Raw genomic sequence first — 15582 nt, forward strand, 5'->3', positions numbered from 1 at the left:
TACCCCCCCCAAGCCCGCCCCCCTGCCCAAAGAAGATGCCTTGCTATGGGATTACGCTTGGAAAGTCTGTTTGGTGCTGGGCTTTTTACTCTTGGTGTTGTGGTGGCTCAAGCGCAAGAATTCCCAGCAATTCCTCTTCCCCAAGGTGGGCTTAGAACCTAGCGTTACCTTCATCAAACCCTTGGACGCCACGCACAAGCTCGTAACCGTTGAGGTGCGCAACCAACTCTACTTGATTCTGCTCAACGCCAACCAAAGCGTGGTGCTAGACAAAATCACCCTAGATTTCTCACTGAAAAACAAAGATTCAGGACGGCTTAAAGAAGACCTCATGGAAGAGACTAAAGAACGCTTGCGCCACTCCAAATTAAAAGGCTCGTATGTCTAAACGCAGACCTCTAGCCCTAGATCAGGAGTTATATAACCCCGCCTCCACGCGCAATTTTTACATGTCCTTAGCGCTCTCCTGTCTATTGCACTTGCTACTTTACTGGCTGGCATGGTGGCTAGTGCACCATTACAAGGTGTCCAACCCTAAGCTAGTTAAGATCAACCCTAGTAATCTCTTGGTGCTAAAACGCGGGCGTTCCCTAGACCCCACCAAGCACACCCAAGGGGCACAAAAACCCTCCAGAGCCGCCCCTAAAAGCACCCCTTTACCCCCCGCCCCCCCAACACCCCCAAGCAAGCCCGAATACACAGCCCAAAAGCCCATAGAAAAGCCCAAGCCTAAGCCTAAGATAGAACACCATGCTAGGCGTGAACACCACAGTGCCAAGCGCCACAGCGAACGCACCACCATGCAAAGCCACCATAAAGCCTTGCACCAAGCCCAAGAAGAACCCGTTAAAAAACAAGAACAAAGCAAGCCCCAGCAGGATTTTAACCCCAATAATCTCTCTTTTCTCCCCTCTGAGCAAGCCTCCCAAGAACCCACTAGGGATAAAAGCTATGAAGCAGACAAGGGGCTAGATAGCCAAACCCGTAAGGACATTGACGATCTTTATGGCGAAGAATTTGGCGATTTAGGCACGGCAGAAAAAGACTTCATTAGAAGCAATTTGAGCGAGATCGGGCGCATCACCCAAAAGTATTTGGAATACCCCAGCGCGGCCGGGTATTTAGGGCAAGATGGTGTGGACGCGGTGGAATTTTACCTCCACCCCAATGGGGACATCACGGGGCTAAAGATCATCTTGCCTTCTGGTTACAAACTCCTAGATGACAACACCCTAAAGACCATCACCATCGCCTATAAAGACTACCCGCGCCCTACCACCACCACGCTTATTCGTATCCGCGTGCGCTATTTCATTTACCGCTAATGTTAAGCCTACACAACCCTCTAGACATGCATTTGCACCTGCGCGAGGGGGATATGCTAGCTACAGTCCTCCCCTTTAGCGCACGCGCTTTTAGCGCAGCGGTAGTCATGCCCAATCTCCAAGAGCCCATCAACACCACCGCGCGCGCCCTAGATTACGCCCGCCAAATCCAAGCCTTGCGCCCAGATTTTCTCCCCCTAGTCGCGCTTTACTTGCAAGAAAACTTATCGCCCCAAGAATTAGAACAGGCACACGGGCATGGCTTATTCTTACTCAAGCTCTACCCCCAAAACGCCACCACCAACTCCACACAAGGAGTCGCCAATATCTTAAGCCCCAAAATCCTAGACATCTTAAGTGTGGCTCAAGACTTGGGTTTTATCTTGTGTGTGCATGCAGAAACACAGGGTTTTGTGCTGGATCGCGAGGTGGAATTTCACCCCATTTTAGAACGCCTTTGTGCGCGCTTTCCCCAACTTACCATCATCTTAGAACACCTAAGCGATGCGCGCAGTATCGCGCTCTTGCGCGCCTACCCCAATCTCTATGCTACCCTCACCCTACACCACATCGCCCTGCATTTAGACGCGTTGTTAGGCGCGCACCTCAACCCCCATCTCTTTTGCAAACCCGTGCTAAAAACCCCTAGGGATCAAGAAGCCCTCTTGCAATTAGCCTTGCGCGCTGATGCTAAAGTGTGCTTTGGTTCAGATAGCGCGCCCCACTCTTTGGCGCACAAACACGCTTGCGCCTGTGCGGCCGGGGTGTTTAGCGCGCCCATTCTCCTAGAAGCCCTAGCGACCCTCTTTGAATCCCACCACGCCCTAGATCGCCTCCAAGCCTTTGTGAGCGATAACGCCAGACGCATTTACAATTTAGATCAGCGCGTGCAACTCCCCTTAAAAACCATCACCCTCACAAAACACCCTCCCACACCTCCCCCTATTTTTGATCCCATGCCCCTTAGCTTGCCCCTAAGGTGGCGCATCGATGCTTAAAATTTGGGGGGTGCTAGCGGTCTTGATTTTGGTGTTTTTAGCCAAAAGCCCCCCCACCCATTACCAATTTGTCTCCCCCACCCCCCTGCAAGATAGCCCGCACGCCTTATTAGAACGGCACACCCTAGACCCCCCCCCTGTTAAAAGCGTGCATGCCTCTAGCTTGGTTGCCCTATCTTCTCATTTCTTACTAGCGGCTTACTTTGGGGGGAGCGCAGAAGCCCAAAGCGATGTGCGTCTTTACGCCCACCTCTACACCCTCAAAACCCAACGCTGGAGCAAACCCTTTAGTTTGTTGGACGCGCCTACCTTGAGCCAACTAGCTGGCATCTATATCAAAGCCTTGGGCAATCCGGTGCTACTTGTGCACCATGGACGCCTTTATCTCTTTGTGGTAGGGGTGAGTTTGGGGGGATGGGCAACCTCTAGGATTTACCAACTCAGCGCGCCCCTAATTGCCACCCCACAGAGCCCAATCTGGCGTTTTGAGCGCGTTTTGCCTCTTAGCCCCTTTTTGAATATCTCACACTTGGTGCGCCATAGCGCGGTGTTGACCACGGACGGGGGCTTTATTTTGCCCATTTATCACGAATTAGCCGCTAAGTTTGCCCTGCTCTTAAAATTTGACGCGCGCGCGCGCCTGCAAGCCATCATCAAACCCAATACCCTCACAGCCCAGTTCCAACCTGCCTTGATCCCCTATGAATCCTGCGCGTTTATGGCTTTTAGAAGCCATAAAGACCATAAACTCTACACCCAAACTTGCCAAACTCCCACGCTCTGGAATCCCCCCCAAGCTAGCAATTTGGCTAATTACGATGACGCGCTGGCTCTCTTTAGCACCAAGCACCACCTCTATTTGATCTACAATGCTCCCCTACTCTCTTCTTTGCACAGCCGTAGCGCATTGCGCCTAGCTCGATTCAGCGCGCCCAACCACTTCACCCCCGTGGCGATCTTAGATCAAAGTCTACAAGGGGAGGTGAGTTATCCCTGCGTGTTGGTGCTGGGCGATAGGGTGCATGTTCTTTACACCAAAGATCGCCACGCGATTGTGCATGTGAGTTTTAACAGCACCTATCTCAAGGGGTTGTGATGGAGATAAGCCCTAGCGTGTGGCTGGCTTTGGGGGCGGGGGGTTTGGTGGGCGCGCACACACACCATTTTGCTTGGCTAAAGGCTGGGTTGGTCGCCATGGGACTAGTTTGTCCCCTGCCCTTTGGGAGTCATCTAAGTTTGGGCGCGCTCATTGTGGGCTTGTTTGGGGAAGTAAGCGCGCTAAGTTTACTATTAGTGGGGGGGGCATGGGGAGGGAGATACTTAGGTTTTAGCATGTTTAGCATGCCATGCTTGCTGTTTTTAAGCATCTTTGGGGGGGTGATCTTTTTAGACGCTTTGGGGCTATTGCCCTTTAGTTTGCTTTATGCACCTTTTGCTGTGGTGTGGGGGAGTTTGTGCCTTTGGGGGGGGGTGGCTTTTTGCGTGCATAAGGGGCTTGGGGGGTGTTTTGCCTTGTTGCTTGGGGGAGGAGTGTATTTTGCTCCCCCCACACCCTACACGCTCTTCATGGACATTTACCTATGGCTAGGCGCGCTCTTGGGACTCTTAGGGGGGGTTTTTAGAGTTTATCAAAGGGGATAATGCTATCAAACTCGTGTTTGTAACGCTCCGGGTTTTCAATCTCAAAATCGGCCACACTTTTGAGAAACTTCTCAAATTTTTCGTTGCGCTGGGCGAGTTTAGCCAGCGTTTGGTAGTCTAAACTCTCTTTTTCTTTGGCACTGAATAAAACCGCGCTTTGTTCTATAGATTCTATATCTAGCGTGATCACCTCGATCCCAAAACTCTGGTTGAGCTGTTTGAGCAAGTCCATTAAATCCTTATAGTCTTTCCTCTTAAGTTTGCCCGCCACTAAATAACCCGCATGCGCCCATGAGCTATTGCTGATCGCCTGAAAATACGCCTTCCTGCAACTGGCTAAATCCAGCTCTCTTTGAGCTCAAAACTCACTAGCTTAATAGGGTGGGTGTCAAACTTTTTAATAAAATCGCGCGCCGCTTTGGATTCAAAATCTTGATAGGCAAAAGATACCCCCACCATATCCGGATAAACCCATTTATCCACGCCCTTTTTGCTTTTTTTGCTCTCCTCATGGTAAATGGTCTTGGTATAAAACCCCCATTGGTGGTAGGCAATACAGGCTAAACGCGGGTGCAAGGCGCGCTCTTTAAGGGAGGGCTCTTTGGGGGGTTGCTTTTTAGGGGTGGGTTGATCTTTGAGGGCGATTAAGATCTTTGGTTTATCTTGTACCTTGACAAAGGGGAGTTTATCGGGGGTTTTTATGAGGGCTTGATAAATCCCCGCACTACAGCTTTGCTCGGGGGTTTTGCTTGTATAGACAAACATGCGTGTAATCTTACCCTCTTGGTGCAACTCTTGTGCTCTAGCATAAATGTGATTAGGGCTAATGGGCTCTTGGATCGCCTTAAGCACTTCTAGCACAATGTCTATATCTGTCTGTTTCATTTCACACCCATAAATTATCTAATAAGCGCACCCGCCCCACTTGCACAGCTGCCAAAATCAAGGTTTGGTCGAGTGTGATGTGTTCTAGGGGGGTTAGCTGGCGATCACACACACTCAAATAATGCACTTTGAGCCCTTGTAGCATTTCTAAGCCTAAGCTGATGAGTTTTTGGCTATCGCGCTCGCCCTCTTGGATCGCCCTCTCTATAGCTCGCAAGGCTTGGGGGAGTTTGAGCGCGCTTACTCGCTCCTCAGGGCTTAAATACACATTGCGCGAGCTTAGAGCCAAACCATCGCCATCGCGCACAATAACACAGGGCACGATCTCTATATCTAAAAAGAGATCGGCGACCATGTGCTGGATAATTAAGAGTTGTTGGGCATCTTTTTGCCCAAAGTAAGCCCGTTTAGGGCGCACCAAATTAAAAAGCTTGAGCACCACCTGCAACACCCCCTCAAAATGCTTAGGGCGCGCATCTGCCTCAAAGCCCAGCAGAGAGGCGGGGGGTTGGAGGGTAATCTTCTCAGCTAGGGGGTAAATTTGTGTGGGGTCTGGGGCAAAGAGCACATCCACGCCTAGACGCTCACACAGCGCGCTATCTGTCTGCAGAGTTCTAGGGTAGGCTTGGTAATCCTCGTTAGGGGCAAATTGGGTAGGATTGACAAAGATAGAGACCACGACAAAATCATTTTGCGCTCTAGCTTGCTCAATTAAGCTAGCATGTCCAGCGTGTAGCGCACCCATTGTGGGCACAAAGCCGATTTTTTGCCCCCAAAAAGAGGCAAGTTGGCTAGCCTTGGTGCATACTTGCATGCAAGCCTCCTATTTGCTCTAAAATCTGGCTGACAAACTCTAAAGGCTTGGGGTGGTTGTAAATGGGGCGACCCATCACAATAAAATCTGCCTTCGCGCTCAAAGCGTCTTGGATTGTGCCCACGCGTTTTTGATCTTGGGTGTCTTGGTAGTTAGGACGGATACCCGGAGTCAAGGTTAAAAAATCCATTTTTGTAGCCTCTTTAATAGCCAAACTCTCATGCACCGAGCAGACCACTCCATCTAACCCACTCTCAAAACAAAGTTTAGCTAGGTGTAGGGCTTGGGTCTGCAAAGAGGCATGGTAGACTTGCTCTACTTCCAAAGAGTCAAGGCTAGTTAGAATAGTAACCCCCATTAAAAGAGGTGCGCCTTTTAGAACACGCATGGGCTCTACCACGCTTTTAAGTGCGCTAACCCCCGCACTCGCATGCAAGGTGATCATCTCCACGCCCAATTTAGCGCACTCAAGCGCGGCTTGTTGCATGGTGTAAGCGATGTCATGAAGTTTTAAATCCAAGAAAATCTTAAAGCCCATTTTTTGAATCTGCTCTACAAAGACAGGACCTTCGCGCACAAAGCCCCTTAAGCCTAACTTCACCCATAAGTTTAACCCCTGAAGGGGTGCTAGCAAGTTTAAACAGGCTTGTTTGTCCGCTAAATCCAGTGCTAAACAGAGTTGCATACATATCCCTTATCTCTTGTGATATTTTCAGCAAAAAGTCATTACAATGCGCCATTATACAACTTAAGGATAAGAGTTTGTCAAGCCTTAAAAGCGTGCTGATCGCAGGACCTTGTGTGATTGAAGACATGGAGATATTAGAGTCCATCGCACAAGCCCTCCAACCCTTAGCCAATGACCCGCGTATTGATTTTTACTTCAAAGCTAGCTTTGATAAAGCCAACCGCACCAGTTTAGAGAGTTATCGCGGTCCCGGGCTCACCAAGGGCTTAGAAATGCTCGATCGTATTAAATCTAAGTTTGGCTACAAACTCTTAACAGACATCCATGAAAGCGCGCAAGCTAGCGTGGTGGCTGAGGTGGTGGATGTCTTGCAAATCCCAGCGTTTTTATGCCGCCAAACCGATTTGATTGTGGCAGCCGCCCAAACTAAGCGCACGCTCAATATCAAAAAGGGGCAGTTTATGCACCCCAAAGATATGCAATACAGCGCGCTTAAAGCCTTGAATACCCGCGCTAAGAATCCATACGACAAGGCTACTTATGAAGTTTGTTTAGAACATGGGATTTATCTATGCGAAAGGGGGGCGAGTTTTGGCTATGGCAATTTGGTCGTGGATATGCGCTCTTTGGTGATTATGCGCGCCTTTGCCCCGGTGATCTTTGATGCCACCCATAGCGTGCAAATGCCCGGGGGGGCGCAGGGCAAAAGCGGGGGGGATAGCTCTTTTGTGCCTTATTTGGCGCGCGCAAGCGCGGCGGTGGGGGTAGATGGGTTTTTTATGGAGACGCATTTAGACCCCTCTAAGGCTTTGAGCGATGGACCTAATATGATCCCCACGGCGCAATTAGCCCCCCTTATAGAGGATTTGCTAACCTTGCAAACTTGCTTAAAAACACAAAAGGATGATCATGGCAGAGTTTAGGAGTCTTGAGGGTAGGTTATGCCTCAAAGGAGAGGAGAGAGTAGCCATTTTAGCCTCTCGTTTTAACCACTTGGTGAGCGATCGCTTGGTAGAGGGCGCGCTGGATAATTTTAAAAGACATGGGGGCAATTTAGCACATTTGAGTGTAGTGAGAGTCCCCGGGGCTTATGAATTGCCCTTTGTGTTGGACAGACTCTTAGCCTCTAAAAATTATGACGGAGTGTGTGTATTAGGGGCAGTGATTCGAGGCGCGACCCCACATTTTGACTATGTGAGCGCAGAAGCCACTAAGGGCATTGCCAACACCACGCTAAAATACGGCTTGCCCGTGAGCTTTGGGTTACTCACCACAGAAAACATCGAGCAAGCCCTAGAGCGCGCGGGCACTAAGGCGGGCAATAAGGGCTTTGAAGCCATGCAAACCTTGATCGAATTGCTCAATCTCTACCCCCAACTTTAATGGCAACGCGCAGTCAGGTCAGAGAGGCAGTGGTGGGCTTGCTCTATGCCTATGAAAGCGGGAACGAGGCAGCTTTACATAAAGCCTCCGATTTTCTCACCCAAAAGAAAATCAAAAACGCCCAACAACACTTTGCCCTAGAACTCTTAGAGGGCACACTCAAGCACTTAAACGCCCTAGATGGTGCCCTAAAGCCCCTACTTAAAGACTGGGATTTGGCGCGCATGGGGTGCATGGAGCGTGCGATCTTGCGCTTGGGGGCTTATGAGATTTTACACACCCAAACCAACCCTATAGTGGTGATCAATGAGGCGGTCGAGCTCTCTAAGACTTATGGCGAAGATCACGCCCCCAAACTCATCAATGCGATTCTAGATGCGCTGAGTAGACAAAATCCCCGCACTTAAACCTGTTTAAACTGCGCGCAAATCTCTAAAATGCGCTTTTCATCGAGCATGTTTGGATCGATTTTATTGCCTAATAACTTGGCGTGGTGGGTTTTAAAATCCTCTAAACTGATCCATTCTAAACTATCAGCGATGTGGGCGCGCTCCTTTTTGACAAAGGGGAAGTGCCATGAAACAAGCTCAGGTTCGTTTGTATAATGGGCTAAAGTTTTGGGCTTTAAGATTTCTAAGGATCGATTTTGGGCGCACCACTCTAAAAACCTAGTCCTGTGGTTGTAAAATAGCCAGTGATCGCCCAAATCGTCTACTAAGCCGTAGTTGTGGCATTTTTGTATCCCCACCTTATCTTTAATATTGAGGTTGATCCTAGAATAGACGACCACTTGCCTAGCATGCTCTATGCTATAAAAACTCTTATAGAGCTTTTTGGCATCATAGATGTGATCTACATCGATTTTCACCACCCATTCATTTTTAGGAATGAAAGAAAACACATAGTTACAGTAATGGTAAAATTGGTGGTGGAAATCTTGAGGGTCTTTGGTGATGATCTCATAGGGGTAGGCAATCGGAATAAAAGTGGGGAATTTTTGACAAAACTCTAAAATCACTTCTGCGCTCCCATCATCGCAATCATTATAACCGATCACGCCCCGCTGAATAGCGGGCAAAATGGAATACAAACATGCTTCTAAAGTAGCGATCTCATTTCTCACACGGACAAATGCCCAAGGGTTAAGGGGGCTTTTGGGGTCGCTGGCTTTAGGGTCTTCTTGAAAATAGCCTTGATGAACAGGGGTATCCGGGATTAAAAGATGCTTGTTAGAAGGAGGGATATAGTTCCCCCCCCCCCCCCGCACAAGCGGTTGGCTTTTATGTAATTCTCATTGCTCAAAGGGGCGATCTTGGCAAAAACTGCTTGCTTTTGGGGGTGGAAGTAGAAAGAAAAAGAGGGCAGAGAGCACGCAAAACCATAGACACGCCTTAAAGGTTGTCGCCAAGACACTGGAACTACGCGCTTTAAGAAACTCTTGCATTGTTGTTTGAGAGACAAAAACACTCCTTATAAAAGCCCGCATTATACACCAATCGATCTAACAACATGTTAACATGCGCCATTTATATTTGTGAGCAAAACATGCGCCATTATCTGCAGATCATTATCTTATTAGCCTTTTCTAGTTTTTGCTTGGGCGTGGCGGAGTTTATTGTCTCTGGGATTTTAACGCCCTTGAGCGCGTATTATGGGGTTTCTGATAGTCAGGTGGGCAATTTAGCCACGCTTTACGCTCTAGGGGTGGTGGTGGGCGCGCCCATTGTGAGCGTGCTCATTTCTGCTTTTAATTATAGAAACCAGCTCATCTTCACCCTTGGGCTCTTTTGTCTGTCTAATGCGATCATGTTTGTAAGCTCTAGCCTGTGGGTCGCGCTGATAGCGCGCTTTATTGGGGGGCTAATGCATGGGCTCTTCTTTGTGATCGCCACCATTATTTGTATCAAGGTCGCGCCCAAGTCTAAAACCACGATGGCTTTAAGTTTGATGGTCAGCGGTCTAACCATCGCCCTAGTAACCGGTGTGCCCATTGGTATTCTCGTGTCTAAGCATTATGGGCTTTTATCCCCCTTTTTGTTAATTGCTTGTGTGAGCTTTACAGTCGCGCTCTGCGCTCTATTTGTCATGCCCAAGCTCACCAGCAAGCAAGCCAACTTTAAAAATCTAGGGGTGGCTTTTGGCTTTGTGCCCGTGTGGCAGGGCTTTTTAGTTACTGCCTTTTCATGTGGGTCTATGTTTGTGCTCTATATTTATTTGCGTGTGCTCTTAGAGCGGCATGGTTTTAGCCCGGTGAGTATTGCCAATGTGTATTTATGCTTTGGCATTGCTGCCATTGTAGGCAATCTCTTTGGGGGCAAGCTAGCGGATTTAAGGGGCTCTTTTGGCTCTTTGGGCTTTTTGCTCACCATGCAAATTTTTGCCCTAAGCGCGATGAGTTTTAGCTATTACCTGCCCAAGTGGGTTTTGATCGCCAATGTGATGGGCTTTGGCTTTTTTGGCTTTGCTTGCATCGCCCCGCTTAAAATGTTGTGCAACCATTTAGCCCGCGTTTTCACCCCTAATACCCAAAATGACACCATCGCGCTCAATGAAGCTTCTTTTAATGTGGGGATCACCTTTGCTTCTTTAGTGGGTGGGCTAGTGGCGCATTTAAATGCCAGTTTTAACGGGTTGTGCGCGGCTCTTTTTGCCCTGAGTGCTTTAATAATCTTAAGTTTTGGCATTAAAAAGGCAAGTTTTCAAGTAAAATAGTTATACTCGCAATAAAAATCTTAGGATACAAATGTTACAAGCCACCCAAGTTAGCATGCGCTATGCCACTAAAAAGCTCTTTGAAAATGTCAATCTCAAACTAGACGCGCACAAACGCTATGGACTGATTGGAGCTAATGGCGCGGGCAAAAGCACCTTTTTAAAGATTTTAGCCGGGGACATTGAGCCTAGCAGTGGGGAGGTGAGCGTCAATGCGGGGTTAAAGCTAGGGGTTTTAGGGCAAGATCAATACGCCTTTGAAGAATTTAGCCTCAAAGACGCGGTTTTAATGGGCAATAAGATCCTCTATGACGCGCTCAAAGAAAAAGAAAGGCTCTACAGCCAAGCGGATTTGAGCGATGATAAGGTCAATGCGCGTTTAGCTGAACTAGAGATGATTTGCGTGCAAGAAGACCCGCTTTATGAATGCGAAGTGGTGGTAGAAAAGATTTTAGAAGATTTGGGCATTCCTGCAAACCGCCACAATGACTTGATGAAAAGCCTGCCTAGTAGCGATAAATTTAAAATTCTGCTCGCCCAAGTGCTTTTCCCCAAGCCCGATATTTTGCTCTTAGATGAGCCTACCAATAACCTAGATTTAAACGCCATTGCGTGGCTAGAAGAAAATCTCAAACGCCACGAGGGCACGATGGTGATCATCAGCCACGATCGCCACTTTTTAAACGCCGTCTGCACGCATATTTTGGATTTAGATTTCAATACGCTTAGGGAGTTTAGCGGCAATTACGATGATTGGTACATCGCTTCCACTTTGATCGCCAAACAAAAAGAAGCCGAGCGCAATAAAAAACTCAAAGAAAAAGAGGAATTAGAGCGATTCATCGCGCGCTTTTCAGCCAACGCGAGCAAAGCACGCCAAGCCACCAGCCGCCAAAAGCAATTAGACAAGCTGGACATTCAAAGCATTGAGGTTTCAAGTCGGCGCGATCCCAGCATTGTCTTTAAGCCCCAGCGCACCATTGGTAACGAAGCCCTAGAGTGTAGCCAAATTTCTAAATCTTATGGGGATTTGGTGGTGTTAAACAAAGTGAGCCTTAAAATCGCGCCTAAGGATAAGATCGCCCTCATTGGTCCTAATGGCGTGGGCAAAAGCACGCTGTGTAAAATTTTGGTAGAGGAGCTAACTCCAGATAGTGGGAGTGTCAAATGGGGCGCGACTGTGCAAAGGGGCTATTTCCCTCAAGATGTGAGTGAGAGCATCCAAGGGAAGGAGAGTTTGTATCAGTGGCTCTTTAATTTTAATAAGAAGATCGAGAGTAGCGAAGTGCGCAACGCCCTAGGGCGTATGCTCTTTAGTGGGGCGGAGCAAGAAAAAAGCATAAACGCTCTAAGTGGGGGGGAGAAGCACCGCATGGTTTTATCTAAGCTGATGCTAGAAAAGGGCAATTTTTTGGTGCTAGACGAGCCCACCAACCATTTAGATTTAGAGGCAATCATTGCGCTGGGCGAAGCGTTGTATAAATTTGAGGGGGCGGTGATTTGTGTGAGCCACGATCGCGAGCTCATTAGCGCATACGCTAATCGCATTATTGAGCTTGTACCCACGAACAAAGGCGCGAAAGTAGTAGATTTTAAAGGCAGTTATGAGGAGTATTTGGCGAGTAAGACTGCTTGACAACTGGTAGTTATTAGTTAACATTACATCCTTGATCTTTGTCAATAAACATGGTAAAACCCATCCCTAATGAGCATAAAAACTTTTACCCTGGTTTTTCTTTTTGTCTTCTTTTGCATGAATCTCTTTAGCTACCTGAGGCTAAGGAAGTCTGCCTATCCTTTCTTGCGCTTTCTGCCTATTTGTCTGTATGCTCTAAACATTCTTTACCGGGTCGTGCAAATGAAAGTTTTTGCCCATTTGGAGGCGTTACATACCCTCTTGTATGCCCTAGGTGGGATGAGTATGGCTGCAAGTTTTATTCTCTTCTGCCTGCTATTATTGCACTCCATCGCGCTCACAACACTGCATCAAAGCACAGATGCGCACAGACGCCAAAGCCTTAAAAAACTCTTGGATATAGGTCTGCTAGGGATTTTCTTTACCTCTATGGCAAAGGGCTTTTACAATGCAACGAATCTTGTGATCACAAAACGCCATGTCAAACTCAAGAATTTAAAAAAAGCCCTCCATCTAGTCATGATCAGCGATGCGCACATAGGCGCGTATCTTAAAAAAGATTACTTGCAAAAGATTGTCGATCGTATCAATGCGCTCCACCCGGATATAGTCGTGATCGCGGGGGACTTGGCGGATTTAAAGGCTCAGTTGGTGCAAAAGGATTTAACCCCGCTTCAAAGTATCCACTCTAAATATGGCGTGTATTGTGTGCTGGGCAACCATGAATATTACCACGGGGTGGATGCACTGATTAAAGTGTTTCAAAAGAATCATGTGCGTGTATTGCAAAATGAGAGTGTCCAAGTGGCAGGGCTTAATCTAATGGGGGTAAATGACCTTATAGGGTATCGCTTTAAGCGTTTTGAACCCGATTTCAAAGCTCCATTTACACAAGCCAACCCCAATCTGCCCAGTGTTTTACTCTCCCACCAACCCAAATCCTTCGCGCATTTAGAACAAAAACCTGATTTACTTCTGTGCGGACACACCCATGCCGGACAGATATTCCCCTTTAGCCTCTTGGTGTGGTTGGATCAAAAATACCTCTATGGGCATTATCATTTAAAAGATTGCCAAATGATTGTGAGTAGCGGTTGTGGCTTTTGGGGACCCCCTGTGCGCCTCTTCACCAAGAGCGAAATTGTGTCCATCCATTTAGAGCCTGAAAATCAAGCCTAGTATGTGGACGCGATCAATCTGTCCTAGAAAATATAGTTAAGATTGACATACCACACATAGCGTCTGATACTTTTGAGTTCTGGTGTGAGTTTTTGGGGGATCATGGGGAATTTGTTTCCAGCTTGGAGGGCTAGATGTTTTCCAAGACGGATTCGCCCACCTACATTAAAGAGGAACTGAAAACCGCTATGCGAAAAGTTATTGTAGCTCCAGGTGTTGCCTGCTAGTTGGATACCCCCCACTAGACCAAGAGAAAAGGAATCTGCGGGGATGATATTGACAATCATATCTGCAGCCCCACCATAGGCATAAACATCCCATTTGCCCCCAGTGGGTCTCTTCCCAAACTTTTCCCAAATGCGCCAATCATCAAAGAGAGCACTATTATCCCAATCAAAGAAAGCATAAACCTGCCCGCCAAACCACTTATTAGCAAAGCCCACACCCCCCACCTGCGCGCCTAGACCATAGATAGGAAATGCATGTGATGAGATCTGCTTGATGGTTACCCCTTCTCTGACATTACCTTGTTGGTATCCAAGCCCTAGAAAAAAGCCGTTTTTCTCACCTGCTTGGGCAATTTGAGTAGCACCCACCACCATTAAAGCTGAGAGCAGCAAACTCTTTGCTTTGATTTTAAAAACCATAAGACTCCTTGTTATCCATTAGGGTATTGCAAGAAAGCTAAAAGTATTCCAAAAGTATTAAAGAGGCTTGACAAATAAGCCAAAAATAACTACCATAAGACTTGTTTTTTATTCTTATTTTTAAGGAGTTTTTGGTAAAATGGCACAGCACAGCACAGCACAGCACAGCACAGCACAGCACAGCACAGCACAGCACAGCACAGCACAGCACGCTTAGCTAGCAAGAGTAAATTTTTAGCCCTTTTTGGTTCTTTAGCCCTTTGTTCTTTTGCCCCCTTGAGTGCGGAGAGAAATGGCGCATTTATTGAGGGGGGTTTCCAGTATTCTAACATGACCGGTGGATATAGTTACAGCCAGCCGACCATTACTGATCCGAGCAAGCCCCTAAGATCACAAGTCTAATCATCTAACCCCTTTAAAAGTCTCTATAATGTTTTAGATCCTAGATAACCCCCCGCACTATGGGTGTAAAGAACTTTTACCTGCGCGCTCTCAAACTTTAAGGGTGGATGCGCTAGTGCCTTTTTTAAATTCTCTCTAGCGATGCGCGCATACTCAGCGCTCTTTTCTACCCCAATAAAATGAAGTCCTAAATCTACACACGCTACCCCTGTTGAGCCACTCCCGGCAAAACAATCTAACACCACTCCCCCGCTAGGCACTATCTTAAGGCAGTATCGCAACACCTCTAAAGGCTTTTGAGTCGCATGTTGCTTTTTACTAGCATGCAGATAGGCTTGAACATAGCCATAGTGATAGCTAGCTTCTGTGCGTCTCTCATAGTCGGGAGCTCGCCCTTAGTCCCCCAAAGTATAAATTCACATTGTTGCTTAAAGCCATTAGGAAAGGGTCTAGCCCCCCGCCCCTTATCCCACACAATAATGCCTCTCCACGCTAGATCGGCTAATTGCACCGCATCGCTTAGGGCTGGGAGCATCCGCCAATCAATGAAACTAAAAAAGTAAGATTGAGGTTTTAACACCCGCTCGATCTGATGAAACACCCACCCGATCCACGCAATCCATATGCGCTGGTCTTTCCCATCGCCATAGAATTCATAGTATTTCGCATTATCCCCGCAATACTTCTTATTTGTCCCCGCATTGCGCGCATTTAAAGACTTCACACCCCCACTACAATAAGGCGGATCAATCAACACACAATCGATACATTCATCAGGCAACTTGCCCATAAACTCCAAAGCGTCGGCGTTAAAAACTTGGTTTAAGTAGGGTGTTAGCATGTTTCTTCTTGTTTCTCCTTGATTTTTAAATCTCCGTTTTGTAATATTGTTTGGAGGTTTGGGTCATCACCTTTGGGTGATTGTAAACCCACGCCTTTATGGCGGTATGGGTCAGTGCGTGTAAAACACTAGGCTTAGGGCTTAGGGAGGTTTTAGCTATCTTTAGATAGTCCGCATACTTACCCGCCAAAGTGCTTATTATTTTCAAGTTTCCCAAATTCCTTATAAATTGTTTTTAGCTTCAATTCGTTTTTCTTAATGCTGATGGTCTGGTTCTTAAAACAAATATTAAGTATTTTTTCTATAGGCTCGATTGGATGGTTTCAACGATACGTCTAAGTAGGACCCGTGTTTAACCACTGGTGGACCTGCGCTATCTTTGAGGTAGTCGTATGTAGTTACCATCTTTAAAATCTAACCCTTGTTCTAAT

Annotated in this window: 19 protein-coding genes and 1 pseudogene; 11 read left to right on the forward strand and 9 right to left on the reverse strand. The window is 47.3% G+C overall.

Features of this window, described 5'->3' with window-relative positions; genetic code table 11:
• From EAO37_RS08165 to EAO37_RS08185, 5 genes and pseudogenes are all read left to right on the forward strand, one after another.
• Positions 1 to 388 (forward strand): annotated as a pseudogene (locus tag EAO37_RS08165) (hypothetical protein); the annotation flags it as partial.
• Positions 381 to 1325 carry an energy transducer TonB gene (locus EAO37_RS08170; RefSeq protein ID WP_120946168.1) on the forward strand — a complete coding sequence of 315 codons (945 nt, stop codon included), beginning with the start codon at positions 381 to 383 and terminating at the stop codon, positions 1323 to 1325. The pseudogene EAO37_RS08165 and the gene EAO37_RS08170, both read left to right, overlap by 8 nt.
• Entirely contained in the window at positions 1325 to 2323 is a 999-nt protein-coding gene (gene pyrC / locus EAO37_RS08175) for a dihydroorotase (RefSeq protein WP_120946169.1), read from the forward strand. The genes EAO37_RS08170 and pyrC overlap by 1 nt, the downstream gene beginning before the upstream one ends.
• Positions 2316 to 3419 (forward strand): sialidase family protein, encoded by a 1104-nt coding sequence (locus EAO37_RS08180; RefSeq protein WP_120953093.1) that lies wholly within the window; start codon positions 2316 to 2318, stop codon positions 3417 to 3419. Before pyrC ends, EAO37_RS08180 begins: the two co-directional genes overlap by 8 nt.
• Positions 3419 to 3964, forward strand: coding sequence for a hypothetical protein (locus EAO37_RS08185; RefSeq protein WP_120953096.1), 546 nt, complete (start codon positions 3419 to 3421; stop codon positions 3962 to 3964). Before EAO37_RS08180 ends, EAO37_RS08185 begins: the two co-directional genes overlap by 1 nt.
• Here EAO37_RS08185 and EAO37_RS09910 read toward each other — a convergent pair.
• The 4 genes from EAO37_RS09910 to pyrF all read right to left on the reverse strand — a co-directional run bounded on the left by EAO37_RS09910 (position 3942) and on the right by pyrF (position 6348).
• A complete protein-coding gene (locus EAO37_RS09910; RefSeq protein ID WP_346427023.1) occupies positions 3942 to 4196 on the reverse strand; it encodes a hypothetical protein in 255 nt (84 codons plus the stop codon). The two genes, EAO37_RS08185 and EAO37_RS09910, sit on opposite strands and share 23 nt — an antisense overlap.
• A gap of 104 nt (positions 4197 to 4300) precedes the next feature.
• Positions 4301 to 4849 (reverse strand): hypothetical protein, encoded by a 549-nt coding sequence (locus EAO37_RS09915; protein ID WP_346427024.1) that lies wholly within the window; start codon positions 4847 to 4849, stop codon positions 4301 to 4303.
• 1 nt (position 4850) lies between these two features.
• Entirely contained in the window at positions 4851 to 5663 is an 813-nt protein-coding gene (panC, locus tag EAO37_RS08195; protein ID WP_120953098.1) for a pantoate--beta-alanine ligase, read from the reverse strand.
• Entirely contained in the window at positions 5641 to 6348 is a 708-nt protein-coding gene (gene pyrF, locus EAO37_RS08200) for an orotidine-5'-phosphate decarboxylase (RefSeq protein ID WP_120953101.1), read from the reverse strand. Before pyrF ends, panC begins: the two co-directional genes overlap by 23 nt.
• A 77-nt stretch (positions 6349 to 6425) precedes the next feature.
• Here pyrF and kdsA point away from each other — a divergent pair, with 77 nt between their 5' ends.
• Genes kdsA through nusB form a run of 3 tightly spaced genes read left to right on the forward strand, consistent with a single transcriptional unit; the run spans position 6426 to position 8141 of the window.
• The gene (gene kdsA, locus EAO37_RS08205) at positions 6426 to 7274 is read left to right on the forward strand and encodes a 3-deoxy-8-phosphooctulonate synthase (RefSeq protein ID WP_120953104.1); all 849 of its coding nucleotides are present in this window, start codon (positions 6426 to 6428) and stop codon (positions 7272 to 7274) included.
• Positions 7261 to 7734: a 6,7-dimethyl-8-ribityllumazine synthase gene (gene ribH, locus EAO37_RS08210; RefSeq protein ID WP_120946176.1), complete on the forward strand. Its 474-nt coding sequence runs from the start codon at positions 7261 to 7263 to the stop codon at positions 7732 to 7734. The genes kdsA and ribH overlap by 14 nt, the downstream gene beginning before the upstream one ends.
• Positions 7734 to 8141, forward strand: coding sequence for a transcription antitermination factor NusB (gene nusB / locus EAO37_RS08215; RefSeq protein WP_120946177.1), 408 nt, complete (start codon positions 7734 to 7736; stop codon positions 8139 to 8141). Before ribH ends, nusB begins: the two co-directional genes overlap by 1 nt.
• Here the strand turns inward: nusB and EAO37_RS08220 are convergent.
• Positions 8138 to 9001, reverse strand: a complete 864-nt coding sequence (locus EAO37_RS08220; RefSeq protein WP_240451782.1) for a beta-1,4-N-acetylgalactosamyltransferase — start codon at positions 8999 to 9001, stop codon at positions 8138 to 8140. The genes nusB and EAO37_RS08220 overlap by 4 nt on opposite strands.
• A gap of 278 nt (positions 9002 to 9279) precedes the next feature.
• Between EAO37_RS08220 and EAO37_RS08225 the strand changes: the two genes are divergently transcribed.
• From EAO37_RS08225 to EAO37_RS08235, 3 genes are all read left to right on the forward strand, one after another.
• Positions 9280 to 10446 (forward strand): MFS transporter, encoded by a 1167-nt coding sequence (locus tag EAO37_RS08225; RefSeq protein ID WP_120953115.1) that lies wholly within the window; start codon positions 9280 to 9282, stop codon positions 10444 to 10446.
• A gap of 31 nt (positions 10447 to 10477) precedes the next feature.
• Positions 10478 to 12082 carry an ATP-binding cassette domain-containing protein gene (locus EAO37_RS08230; protein WP_120953107.1) on the forward strand — a complete coding sequence of 535 codons (1605 nt, stop codon included), beginning with the start codon at positions 10478 to 10480 and terminating at the stop codon, positions 12080 to 12082.
• A gap of 222 nt (positions 12083 to 12304) precedes the next feature.
• Complete coding sequence (locus EAO37_RS08235; protein ID WP_240451783.1) at positions 12305 to 13261, forward strand: metallophosphoesterase; 957 nt, start codon at positions 12305 to 12307, stop codon at positions 13259 to 13261.
• A gap of 23 nt (positions 13262 to 13284) precedes the next feature.
• Here EAO37_RS08235 and EAO37_RS08240 read toward each other — a convergent pair whose 3' ends face one another.
• From EAO37_RS08240 to EAO37_RS08250, 4 genes are all read right to left on the reverse strand, one after another.
• The gene (locus EAO37_RS08240; protein ID WP_235853141.1) at positions 13285 to 13863 is read right to left on the reverse strand and encodes an outer membrane beta-barrel protein; all 579 of its coding nucleotides are present in this window, start codon (positions 13861 to 13863) and stop codon (positions 13285 to 13287) included.
• A 134-nt stretch (positions 13864 to 13997) separates the two neighbouring features.
• On the reverse strand, positions 13998 to 14132 hold the full coding sequence (locus tag EAO37_RS09865; RefSeq protein ID WP_276206418.1) for a hypothetical protein: 135 nt from the start codon (positions 14130 to 14132) through the stop codon (positions 13998 to 14000).
• Positions 14133 to 14333: 201 nt separating this feature from the next.
• Positions 14334 to 14594 (reverse strand): DNA methyltransferase, encoded by a 261-nt coding sequence (locus EAO37_RS09725; RefSeq protein ID WP_240451784.1) that lies wholly within the window; start codon positions 14592 to 14594, stop codon positions 14334 to 14336.
• A gap of 2 nt (positions 14595 to 14596) precedes the next feature.
• On the reverse strand, positions 14597 to 15151 hold the full coding sequence (locus tag EAO37_RS08250; protein ID WP_240451785.1) for a DNA methyltransferase: 555 nt from the start codon (positions 15149 to 15151) through the stop codon (positions 14597 to 14599).
• Between the last annotated feature and the right edge of the window lie 431 nt (positions 15152 to 15582).

Source organism: Helicobacter sp. L8 (genome assembly GCF_003660355.1).
GTDB classification, from domain to species: Bacteria; Campylobacterota; Campylobacteria; order Campylobacterales; family Helicobacteraceae; genus Helicobacter; species Helicobacter labacensis.